This is a genomic window from Leptospira barantonii, assembly GCF_002811925.1.
GTDB classification, from domain to species: Bacteria; Spirochaetota; Leptospiria; order Leptospirales; family Leptospiraceae; genus Leptospira; species Leptospira barantonii.
In genome coordinates, this window is the sequence record NZ_NPDS01000002.1 from 343,096 (window position 1) to 355,102 (window position 12,007).

Annotated in this window: 10 protein-coding genes; all 10 read left to right on the plus strand. The window is 46.0% G+C overall.

Features of this window, described 5'->3' with window-relative positions:
• The first annotated feature begins 1 nt into the window (after position 1).
• The 10 genes from CH367_RS06330 (at position 2) to secD (ending at position 12,006) form a co-directional block, all read left to right on the plus strand.
• Complete coding sequence (locus tag CH367_RS06330) at positions 2-1,012, plus strand: LLM class flavin-dependent oxidoreductase (RefSeq protein WP_100761645.1); 1,011 nt, start codon at positions 2-4, stop codon at positions 1,010-1,012.
• Between the two features lie 95 nt (positions 1,013-1,107).
• Complete coding sequence (locus CH367_RS06335) at positions 1,108-3,873, plus strand: DNA translocase FtsK (protein ID WP_100761646.1); 2,766 nt, start codon at positions 1,108-1,110, stop codon at positions 3,871-3,873.
• Between the two features lie 122 nt (positions 3,874-3,995).
• Positions 3,996-4,706, plus strand: coding sequence for a LolA family protein (locus tag CH367_RS06340; protein ID WP_244284491.1), 711 nt, complete (start codon positions 3,996-3,998; stop codon positions 4,704-4,706).
• 26 nt (positions 4,707-4,732) lie between these two features.
• A complete protein-coding gene (locus tag CH367_RS06345; protein ID WP_100762072.1) occupies positions 4,733-5,848 on the plus strand; it encodes a helix-turn-helix domain-containing protein in 1,116 nt (371 codons plus the stop codon).
• 6 nt (positions 5,849-5,854) lie between these two features.
• Positions 5,855-7,174, plus strand: a complete 1,320-nt coding sequence (gene rimO / locus CH367_RS06350; protein WP_100761647.1) for a 30S ribosomal protein S12 methylthiotransferase RimO — start codon at positions 5,855-5,857, stop codon at positions 7,172-7,174.
• Complete coding sequence (pgsA, locus tag CH367_RS06355) at positions 7,171-7,902, plus strand: CDP-diacylglycerol--glycerol-3-phosphate 3-phosphatidyltransferase (protein ID WP_100761648.1); 732 nt, start codon at positions 7,171-7,173, stop codon at positions 7,900-7,902. The genes rimO and pgsA overlap by 4 nt, the downstream gene beginning before the upstream one ends.
• Entirely contained in the window at positions 7,892-8,902 is a 1,011-nt protein-coding gene (gene trpD, locus CH367_RS06360) for an anthranilate phosphoribosyltransferase (protein ID WP_100761649.1), read from the plus strand. The genes pgsA and trpD overlap by 11 nt, the downstream gene beginning before the upstream one ends.
• 59 nt (positions 8,903-8,961) lie before the next feature.
• Positions 8,962-9,285: a preprotein translocase subunit YajC gene (gene yajC, locus CH367_RS06365; RefSeq protein WP_205872857.1), complete on the plus strand. Its 324-nt coding sequence runs from the start codon at positions 8,962-8,964 to the stop codon at positions 9,283-9,285.
• Positions 9,282-10,067, plus strand: a complete 786-nt coding sequence (locus CH367_RS06370) for an SRP-less Sec system protein (RefSeq protein WP_100761650.1) — start codon at positions 9,282-9,284, stop codon at positions 10,065-10,067. The genes yajC and CH367_RS06370 overlap by 4 nt, the downstream gene beginning before the upstream one ends.
• A 10-nt stretch (positions 10,068-10,077) precedes the next feature.
• Positions 10,078-12,006 carry a protein translocase subunit SecD gene (gene secD / locus CH367_RS06375; RefSeq protein ID WP_100761651.1) on the plus strand — a complete coding sequence of 643 codons (1,929 nt, stop codon included), beginning with the start codon at positions 10,078-10,080 and terminating at the stop codon, positions 12,004-12,006.
• The last annotated feature ends 1 nt before the right edge of the window (position 12,007 follow it).

Genomic DNA, 12,007 nt, shown 5'->3' on the forward strand with positions numbered 1-12,007 from the left:
GATGAAGTTAAGCGTTCTCGATCAATCTCCGATTCGAAAGGGTGGAAGCGCGAGACAGGCGATCTTGGAAACGATCGAACTCGCAAAACTTACGGATCGACTCGGTTATACCCGTTATTGGGTATCAGAACATCATAATATTCAAGGACTTGCAGGTTCCACTCCTGAGGTTTTGATTTCTCATCTCGCCGGCGAAACTCAAACGATCCGAGTTGGAGCCGGAGGAGTGATGCTTCCAAATCACAGTTCTCTCAAAGTGGCCGAGAATTTTAGAATGTTGGAAACTTTGTTTCCGGGGAGAATCGATCTGGGTTTAGGTCGCGCTTCCGGAAGCGATCGGCTCACCGCTTCGATTTTAAATCCGGGCGCTCAGTTTGTTCGAAACGACTTCGGTCAACAACTTCTGGACTTACAGTGTTTTCTAACCGACACGGCCGAGGAAGATTCCATCCAAACAAAGGTCAAAGCGATTCCGAAAGCGGATACGGTTCCCGAACTTTGGATTTTGACGTCGAGCGGGGAAAGCGGTTTGCTTGCGGCTCACTTCGGTCTTGCGCTTTCTTTCGCGCATTTCATCAATCCGTTCGGGGGACCGAACGCGGTGAAGGCTTACAAGGAAAAGTTTCGTCCGTCGGATACTTTGGGTTTTCCTCAGGCGAGCGTCGGAATTTTCGTTCTTTGCGCCGAGTCCGAAAGTAAGGCCGCCGAACTTCAGGTCGTGATGGACCGACAACTTTTGAACATCGGAAAGGGGATCAGCGAGGGAATTCTCCCGTATGAAGAGGTGGCTCGGCATTCTTATTCCGAGTTTGAAAAGGCGGTAATCGCTCAAAATCGGGGGAGAATGGTGGCCGGAACTCCGGACAAGGTTAAGGAAGACATTTTGGCCCTCGGAAACGAGTACGACGTCGACGAGGTGGTCGTAACTACGATCTGCCACGATTTCGAGGATCGACTTTCTTCTTACCAACTTTTGGCCGAAGCGTTCGAACTAAAACCGGTCGGCGTTTAAGAAAATTTGGGTCGGAACCCCGGCCCATTCTTCCCTTCCAAAAAACGGAAATTAAGTCTCTTTTCTTTTCCCGGGCTCATTCCGATACAAATAGCATGGAATCCAAAGACTTAAAACCAGCCTGGAATTTGCAAAACGGGAAGATGATTCTTCCTTATGTCTTACTCTTTGCCGGAATCATTTTGACCCTTTCTTTGGGTTCCTTCGACGCGGGGGAACAGGGAATCCAGCACAACTTTTTCGGAAGGCTCGGATTCTATCTTTCTTACGGAATGTTTTTTATGTTCGGAGCGGCTTCGTTTTTGCCCGGACTTTTTGCGATCGGACTTGGATCTCTCAGGCTCGTGAAGGACGGATTTGAACTTACCAATCGTCTTTTCTCTCTTCCGGTATTCTTATTTTGTTTTACCGTAACGCTTCAAATTACCGGACATGTGTCCACGATTCCTTTCGCCTCTCAAGGCGGATTTATCGGACAACTTCTTTCGAGCGGACTCGAGTTCATCTTCGGTTCCACCGGAAAAACTCTGATTCATCTCGTGTTCTACTTCTACGGGTTAATACTTTTGTTAAACGAATCGCCCCTTCACTTTTTGGGAAGAATTCTCGGAACCGCCGGAGCCAAATACAAGGAAGGTTTTCAATCCGGGTTTGGTAAGAATGGAGAAACCTTAAGTTCTCTCTTTCAATCGGCGGTGGATCGATTTCAAAAAAAGGACGAGGCTCCTCCTTGGTTTTCTTCACTGAGTAGCGGGGATCATTCTCCGGAAGAACTCTATCAACAGATGAGAATTCATAAACGAAATCAAAAGTCGAACCAACCTTCCGCGTTGCAGAACGCGTTGCATTCCACTTTCGGAAAAGAAGGAAGACTTTCCGATCTTCTTTCCAAAGTCGATACGAGTTCGATGGTAAGCCAAGAAAGTTCAAGAATTCGTTTTCAAAATCACGGAGCATTTACCGGAAACTTCGAAGAACAAGGCGCGGTGTTCCGTTTTCAATCGGTTTCTTCCTCTCTTTCCGAAAAGATCCGAGACGAAAAAACGTTTCAGGAAAGTTCGTCGAACTGGGAAATCGTAGACTTTAGAACATCACAATCTTCGAATATTCTTTTCCGCCGCGAAGCCGCGTCGAAGACGGAACCCACGGTTGAAACGGCGACCACGTTAGTCGTTCCTTCTCTTGAGGAAGAATACGACCAAGAAAAATTCGAGGAATCTGCGGATTCGTACGATTCTTCCCCGGAAGAAGAGGACGAAGAAGAAACAAACGCGATCGAAGATGAAGATTCTTCCGTAAACGAAGAGATCATCGACGTTGTTCCTTCCATCGTGAAAACTCAGGATTCTTTACAAACTCATACTACTTCGTTTGTTTCCGAAAAGAAAGAAGCGAAATCGGAACAAACGCTTCCGTTTCCCCCGGTTACGTTGATTCCGGAAGTGAAATCCAAACGTTCCATCTATCACGTTCCTTTGAAGAGTTTAAAAACGACCACGACGAAGATTCAAGATCCGTTGTTTAAGATCGAATCCGATAAGGTCGCTCGTAAGATCGAAGAAATCATTCGTCAATACGGATACGAATCTCAGGTCGTTTCCATGGAAAGAGGACCGATCATCACTCGTTACGAATTGACTCCTCCACCCGGAGTGAAACTCGGAAGAATCACGTCACTCGCGGACGAACTTCGTCTTTATCTAGCGGTAAAAAACATTCGTATCGTCGCACCGATTCCGGGTAAGTCCACGATCGGGATCGAGGTTCCGAACAGTCTTCGTGAAGACGTTTTCTTAGGAGATATTCTTCATCAGAATTTAAGTCTGCGTCCTAAGAAGGATCTTTCGATTCTCATCGGGAAAGATATTTCCGGTAAGTTGGTCAGCATCGATCTCAACAAACTTCCTCATTTGCTCGTTGCGGGAACCACCGGTTCCGGTAAATCGGTTTGTTTGAATTCCATGATTTCCTCTCTTGTGGTTCATCTTTCTCCCGAAGAAGTTCGGTTTATCATGATCGATCCGAAGATGGTGGAACTCACTCTTTACGAAGACATTCCTCATCTTTTGATGCCGGTCATCACGGATCCGAAAAAAGCGACCCGCGCGCTTTCTTGGGCGATTCAAGAGATGGAAGCCCGTTATCATTCCGTTTCCAAACTCAAGTGCCGCGACTTTAAAGCGTATAACGAAAAGGTGGAACAAGGCGCGCACAGAGACGGATATAAAAAGATGCCTTATATCGTTATCTTCATAGACGAGTTGGCGGATCTGATGATGGTTTCGGGAAAGGACTTGGAAGACGGAATCACTCGGATCACTCAAAAATCCAGAGCGGTCGGAATTCATTTGATCATGGCGACTCAACGTCCTTCCGTAGACGTCATCACCGGTTTGATTAAGGCGAACTGCCCTGCGAGAATGGCGTTTCACGTCGCACAGAAAACGGATTCAAAAATCATTCTGGATCAGAACGGAGCGGAATCTCTTTTGGGCAAAGGGGATTTTCTCTACAAATCTCCGACCGCCGCGGACCTGGTACGAATTCAATCTCCCTATGTTTCCGAAGAGGAAATCGAAAAGATCGTAGAAGAGGCCCGCAAATACGGTAAACCTTCCTACGTGGAATTCGATCTGGACGAGGAACCGGATTCTTCCCAAGTGGACGAGGAAGACGAGGAACTTTTCGAACAGGCTTGGGAAATCGTTCGGACCGATCGCAAGGCTTCCGCGAGTTATCTTCAAAGAAGAATGCGGATCGGCTACAACAAGGCCGCGCGTCTTATGGAACTCATGGAAGAGCGGGGCTACGTCAGCGCTCAGATCGGTTCCAAAGGAAGGGAGATTTTAAGAGCCGGCTGAGGTCGGTTTGTCTGAGTTCCGACCGAGCTAGTCAAAACCCGGCTTCCAAAATTTTAGAAAGTGACAAGGTTCCCGAGGCGTCCGATGGTAGTAAAAAAATCCCGGGAGATCCGGTTTTTCTCATGAAAAAAACAATCATTCTCTCTTTTTGTATCTTATTCCTAGCCTTAGAATCTTCTCTCCTGGCTCAACCTTCGCACAACTGGAATTCTCCGTCCGAAGTCGTAAAACAGGTGAAGAAGAAATTCAGCGAACTGAACGCTTACAAGGCCGATTTTCAGGTCCAAACCGTTTCCAATAAGAAGAGCAAGAACATGAGAGGAGTCTGTCTTTACAAAAAAGGCGGAAGAATCCGTTATCAGTTCAGCGATCCTTCCGGAGACGAAATCGTATCCGACGGTAAAACGCTCTATATCTACATCGCCCGTTTGAACGCGGTCGGCAAACAGGATCTTACATTAAATAAATCGAATAAATCCGGTCCGATCTTCTCCAGTTTTACGGACGAGGGTCTTTCGAGAATATTCAGAAAGTATCACTATAAATTCGATTCCATCGAACAACCTCAGGTTTCTCCGAAAGACGGACGCAAGTATTTCGTATTAAATTTGGAACAAAGGGAGAAGGTCGGCGGTTTTGAAACCATGCTTCTCTATGTGGACGCACAATCCTACTTCATCCAAAAAGCGGTCGCGAGCGACGGAAGAGGTAAGGAAACTACAATCGAATTTTTGAATATAGAAACGAATCCCGATTTGGAAGACGGACAATTCAACTTTCACATCAGCGGAAACGCAAAAATCGTAAATAACCCGCTTGTGTCGGAACAATAACTTTGAGTCCCGGAAGGAGCGAAACTTTGAATCAGAAAAGAGTAGGGCAGATTCTCCGCGAGGCGAGAGAAGAAAAAAAACTCAGCGTTAAGGATGTTGCGAAAGAAACCAACATCTCCGTGAAATACATTCTCGCTTTGGAGACGGAAGACTATTCCCAGTTTCCGGGTGAAACCTTCACCATGGGTTTTTTAAAGAATTACGGAAGTTATCTTAAACTGGATACGGGACAACTGATCAATCTTTACAGAGGAGAAAAGATCGAAGAATCCCAAGCGCCTCTCGAAGAACTGACTCGTCCGACCACTTCGTATTATACGAAGATCAACGTGGATAAGAACAAGATATTCACCATCGTTTCGGTTCTTGTCATTCTCATTTCGGCTTATCTTCTCGTGGATCTTTTTATGGGTTCCTCTTCCGGCGATGATAGCGTGGAAGAATCCGGTAAAAAATTGGATATCCCCGAAAACATAGACTTCTTATCCAGATCGATTCCGGACAACAGAAGCGAATCCTTCATTCTCACTCCGGACAAGGGTGTTAGTTTTTCAGTAAGCAATCAACAGTGTAAATTGTTCATCGACTCCGTTGAAAAAGGCGGCGCGTTAAACACGGCGGTTCTTGCGTTCAACGTTTATCCGGAACTTACGGTTTATAAGTTCCGTCTGAGCGAAGGTCAGGAGAAAGTATTGAGTTATACGATCCCCGAAATCTCAAGCCTTAGACGTAACGTAAGAATCATCGCACAAGCCGTAACCGAAAACTCCGCGAAGGTTCTCGTAACGTTGAGCGAAGAGGAACAAAAACAGGAAAACAACAGCGCGACCGATAACACCAAGACGTTAGGCGATGTTCCGATTCAAGTTACGTTGTTCTTCAACAAAGCGAGTTACGCCGAGTTCATCATAGACGGTCAGATGGGATTCAGAGGTCTTGTCCAAGCCGGTGAAACGAGAAGTTTGGAAGCGAAGGATCGTCTTGAGTTGAAAGTGGGAGACGGTTCCGCGGTCGAGATGATCCAAAACGGAAAACCAAAGATCACTCTGGGACGTCCCGGCAAATTGGTTAAGAAGATTTTCGTAAAAACGCAGAACCCTTATGATAGCACACAGTCCATCATCAAGGAGTTGGGAGAATAGAATTTTTTGGAGAAGAAGTTCTACATCACTACACTCGGTTGTCCGAAGAACACGGCGGACTCCATGAGTATGCACCATTCTCTTCTGGAAGAGGGTTTTACACCGGCTTCTCTTCCGGAGGAATCCGACTTTCATTTTATCAATACCTGCACGTTCATCCAATCCGCCACTGAAGAAACGATCCAAACGATTCTCTCCGCGGCTCAGGTCAAAAAACAAAATCATCAAAAGTTAGTCGTCGTTGGATGTTTTGCGGAACGTTATCCGGACAATATCAGCGCCGAAATCCCCGAAGTGGATTTGTTTTTCGGAACGGGAAGATACGCTCAGGCGGGAAAAATCCTCAGGGAAAAATTCCCGGACATCGCTCCTCCCAAACTCGAGTTCAACGATGATATATTAGAAAGATTGAAACTATCTTCCGGAATCGAAAACTATTCCAAACCCTATGCGTATGTGAAGGTTTCGGACGGTTGCAACCGAGGTTGTTCCTTTTGTATCATTCCGTCCTTTCGCGGAAAGTTCAGGGAATCTCCGGTTGAGGATATTATCCGAGACGCGGATCGTGCGATCCGAGCGGGCGCGAAGGAAATCTGTCTTGTTTCTCAGGACACGGTTTACTACGGAAAGGATTCGGAGGTTCTGCTCGATATGGTTCGCAGGGTTTCCGAGATCGATTCTCTGGAAATATTAAGACTTCTTTATCTATATCCGGATAAAAAAACGGAAAAGTTGATTCGACTCATGGGTCAAACGCCGAAGATCGCTCCGTATTTAGAGTCTCCATTGCAACACGTTTCCTCCAAAATTCTAAAGAGTATGAACCGCGCCGGAGAAAGTTCCGCGTTTAAGGATCTATTCTCCCTTGCAAGAGAAGTAAAACCGGGTCTTGAAATCCGCACTTCGTTTATCATCGGTTATCCGGGCGAAGACGCGGACGACGTGGATCAGATTTTGAGATTCATCGAAGAGACAAGACCGGAAAAGGTGAATCTGTTTTCTTATTCTCCGCAGGAAGGAACCAAAGGTGCGGAGTTTAAACAAACGGTTTCCGAAAAGGAAAAATCAAAACGAATCAATCTGATTCGAGACGCACATCTTGCGATCCTCGAAGAAATTCACGAATCTCGGATCGGCAAAACGTATGACGCGATCGTGGATGCGATCGAAGACGGTCAGGCCGTAGTCCGCAGATTGCAAGACGCGCCCGAAATGGACGAGGTCGTTTATGTGGACGATTCTTCCCTGATTCCGGGAACGATCGGAAAGGTGAAGATCGATTCTTTTTACGAATATGATATGAACGGAACCTGGGTTTCCCGATGAACAAATCTATTTTCAATATTCCTAATATTCTTACAATGCTCCGCGTCGCCGCGGTTCCGTTTTTTGTATTCTTTCTTTTTCAGAAAGAACTCGAATTTCATATCGCCGCCTTGGTTCTTTTTATCGCGGCGTCGCTCACCGATCTGATTGACGGTTATCTCGCGAGAAAATGGAATCAGGAAACGGAATTCGGAAAGTTTCTCGATCCTCTGGCGGATAAGATCATCGTTACGGGTTGTTTTATCACGTTTATCTTTTTACAGGAACAGATCGAGTTCTGGATGGTTTGTCTCATCATCGGAAGGGACATGCTCATCACGAGTCTTCGTTATCTTGCGATCCGTCAGGGACAATCGATCCGAACTTCCATGCTCGGAAAGGTGAAGACCGTGTTTCAGATGGGAGCCATCGTTCTCATTCTCGTTTTTTTCGTACTCGTATCCAGCAAGAAAAGAATTCTGATCAACGAAGCCTATGCTTCCGGAAAAGAATCGGGTCTTACGGTGTTCGAGATTGCGACCGGGAACGCGATTTACTTTTTTCAAAACCCGGACAAATACAACGGTATCGGGGATATCATCTTCGGTTTAGGAGCGTTCGTTCCGTACTGGGGAATGTTGATCACCACTGCGATCACCGTAATTTCCGGAATTCGATATTTCGTAACGAACAGCAAGGTTTTAGCGCCTTCTAATATCAAAAGGATGTTTCAGAAACGTGGAGCCTAGAACAGCCATTCTCAAACTGATCGATCGTAAACATCTGAGCACAGAGGAAGCGGAAGCTTTTATGGGCCAGGTGATGCGCGGCGAAGTTTCCGAAATTCTTCTTTCCGCATTCTTAACCGCGATGCGCGCCAACGGAGAATCCGTCGAAGAGGTGTTAGGTTGTACTCTTGCGCTTCGTAAAAACGCCCTCAGACCCAAGACCGTGTTCCCGTTCGATTTGTTGGACACCTGCGGAACCGGAGGAGACGGACAGGGAACGATCAATATCAGTACTCTTTCCGCGATCACTCTCGCGTCTTTGGGGATCAAGGTCGCCAAACACGGAAACAGATCGGTTTCTTCGCATACCGGATCGAGTGATATTCTTACGAGACTCGGTTATAAAACCGAAAAGACCCAGGAAGAAGTGGAATCTCATCTTGTCTCCCAAGGGTTTACGTTTTTATTCGCGCCGATGTGGCATCCATCCATGAAATACGCGGGTCCGGTTCGAAAGGAACTCGGATTGAGAACCGTATTTAACATGATCGGTCCTTTGTCGAATCCGTTCTCCCCTCAGTTTCAAATCATCGGTGTTTACGAACCGGAACTGATGGAGCTGTTCATCAAGGTTCTGCAAGCCTTGGGCCTCAAAAAGGCGATGGTTTGCCATTCTCGGGACGGGCTGGACGAGTTCTCGATCTTTGCGATCACGGATTATTCTTTATTGGAGAATGGGGTCATCAGTCGTCATTCTTTTGATCCTTCTTCGCTAAACCTGCCGACATTAAAGAAGGAAGAGGTTTACGCTTCTTCTTCCGATCACGCCGAGGCATTGGCTCGCAGAGTGTTGAAGGGAGAAGAGATCGCAGGTTCATACGCGGTCGCTTTGAATGCGGGCGCAGGACTTTTCGTCATGGGAAAGGCTTCGAGCATCGAAGAGGGAAGTAAAATCGCCTTGGACGCCATACTTTCGGGAAAAACAAAGAAGTATTTCGAAGATTTAATTTCCAAAGAGTAAACTGGAAAAATACTGGTTAGAATCCTCGATTCAATCTATACAGGGAATAAGAAATGACTTTGAATTCAATCATACTATTACAACTGGCTCAGGCCGCTGGAGAAGGCGATAAGTCTCCTTTTTCAACTCTGCTTCTGATCCCGATCATGCTCGTTATCATGTATTTTCTCGTGATTCGTCCTCAAAGAAGCGAAGAGAAAAAACGCAAAGAGATGATCGACAACCTCAAGAAGGGCGATGAGGTCGTAACGTCTTCCGGAATTCACGGTAAAGTCGTGGAGATCAAGGACAACAACGAAGTTGTGGTTCTGAACATCGCGAAGGATACGAACGTTTCCTTTACCGCAAGCACCGTTGTAAAAAAGAAACAAGCAGACAAATGAAAAAAGCGGCGGTCTCCATTCTAATCTTTTTATTTCTTGGGAATTCGATTCTATTTTCCCAGGACGGGGAAGAAATCGACTTCCTCGAAAAGGTCGCGGAACCGAAAAAGACCGCTAGCAAAAAATCCTCCGGATCCTCTTCGTCTTCTTCCACGAAATCCTCCAAGAAGAAGGAAAAGAAAAAATCCAAAAAGAAAAAGAAGAAGTCTTCCTCCACTTCTCCCTCCAATCCGGAAGGAACCAAAAAGAACGTGGAACCGAACGGCGGAGAAGAATCTTCCAATTCCTCATCGAACAATAATACCCAAAACAATTCGAACAACACGACCGGTTCGAACACTTCCAATTCTTCGAACAACGGAAAACAATCCGCTTCGAAAAACCCGGAAGAACAACAGCTTGCAAGCGCGTCTAACGTGGACACGGGCAATCTTCAGAAACCGTATTGGGTGAACGAAGAAATGAGAATTCGCCCGAACAGCCTTCCGGGTTATACCGCTTCCGCGGAACCCGCGAAAAGCGAGCAGGGACCTTCCTTTCAAAACCGTCTTGCCGACATACTCAAGTTAGGCGAAGACAAGAAGAAAGAAGAGGAAAAAAAGAAGGTTCAAGAAGGACAAAAGTCCGGTTCCTTTTTCGGTTTTCTTTCGGAATATAAAAAACCGATCATCATCGTCGTCTTTATACTATTATTCGCTTTGTACAGACTGAAAGCCGGTAAATCTCGCGGAAGTTCCAGCCGAAGATCCCCGGTGACCATCAATAAAATGAGAAGAGACTAGGAGTTTCACCTTGAAATCTGCGACATGGATTTTCCTGCCGCTCGTTATTATTTTAGCGGCAACGGTTATACTTTACCCCAACTTCGCAACGAGAGAGTTGGAAATTGCGGTAAGAAAAGAATTCGTTCAACTTCCCGAAGAACAGAAAAAAGCGATTCTTACAAAATTCGAAGAACGTTGGAATCACGAATACAAACAATCCGATTGGGCGATTTCTCCGGCGCCGACCTCGCTTAAGGACGAACCTTTCCTTTTAGTAAAAGGTAGATTCATCACTTCCGCGAAGATCAATCAGATCTCCCAGGAAAATCCAGAACTGATTCTCGAGGCGAAGAACAAACTTCGTCCTACGATCGTGGAAGAATGGATCACAAAAGGACGTCCTCTTACGATCAAACTCGGTCTCGACTTACAAGGTGGGATGAGAGTCGCGATGAAAGGGGATTTCGAAGACTACGCTTCCAAACTCCGTGAAAGTTATATTAAAGAAATTGATAATTTAAACAAGACGGTTGCGGATCCTTCCTCGGACGCGAAGGAAAAAAAGAAGGCGAAGGATCGTCTCGAAGAGATCGAAAGTTATTTCGAACTTTCTCCGAGCCGTAAGTTGCTTGAACTCGAGAAGGCGAAACTCATCATCGATAACCGTCTTACGAGCCAAAACCTAACCGAACCTCAGGTGAGAATTCAAAAAGATCAGGATTCGATCGAAGTATCGCTTCCGGGTGTGACCAATTCTTCCCAAATTTTGGAAATCATTCAGAATACCGAAACCGTGGAATACCGTTTGGAAGAATCGGAAAACTCCGCCGGTCAGGGTTTGACGTACGCGGCGATTATCCAACAGGAAGAAAACAAGGTCCTGGAAACCGGCAAACGCGAAGAAACCGATATCGTTAAATATCAGAATATTATAAAACAGAAATTGGGAAAGGCGGAACAGGATCGTTTCCTCCAAACTCTGGAAGATAAATATAAAATTCCAAAAGACAAGTTTAGAGTTTTTGCATATTGGGCGAGAGGGAACAATCAGAATTCCCCGTTGCTTCCGAGAAGATTTATCGTTCTCGAAAAAGCGATCGCTCTCGACGGAAGGGACATGCGCGACGCAAGACCTTCTTTTGAAAACAATTCCTTCGGTTATATCGTATCGTTTACGTTGACGAGTTCCGGCGCCGAAAAATTCTTCGAAATCACTTCTCAAAATAAGGGAAGAAACCTAGCCATCGTTTGGGGTGATAAGGTTGTTTCCGCACCGACCATTCGAGGCGCGATCGCGGGCGGTGTGGCTCAGATCGACGGGTCTTTTGCAAAAGAAGAGGCTGTGGATCTTGCAAACGTAATCAGCGAAGGAGCTCTTCCGATTCCGTTGCGAGTTCTTGAGATGAGATTTATCGGACCAACTCTCGGGATAGAATCCATCGAAGTCGGTATGAAAGCCGTAATGATCGGATTCATTCTCGTGATGTTGTATATGTTGTTCATCTACAGACTTTCCGGAATGGTGGCTAACATAGCCTTATTTGCGAACATCATCATCTTAAGCGCGCTTCTTTCCCTCATGGGATTCACTCTGACCCTTCCCGGATTTGCGGGGATCATCCTGACAGTCGGTATGGCGGTCGATGCGAACGTAATCATCTACGAAAGAATCAAGGAAGAATTGCAAGCCGGCAAATCCGCATCCATTGCGGTGGCGCAGGGTTTTGACAACGCGTTCTGGACGATCATAGACAGTAACGTGACCACGTTGATTTCCGGAATTCTGATGATCCGTCTCGGAAACGGACCGATCAAAGGATTTGCGATCACACTTTGTTGGGGTATCGTCACTTCTCTTTTTACGTCCTTGTTCCTCAGCCGAATGGTGATGGATCTTTTGGTCAATAAGCTGGGAGTTCAAAAACTCCAGATCGGCTTTAAAAAATTGGAGTCTTAAT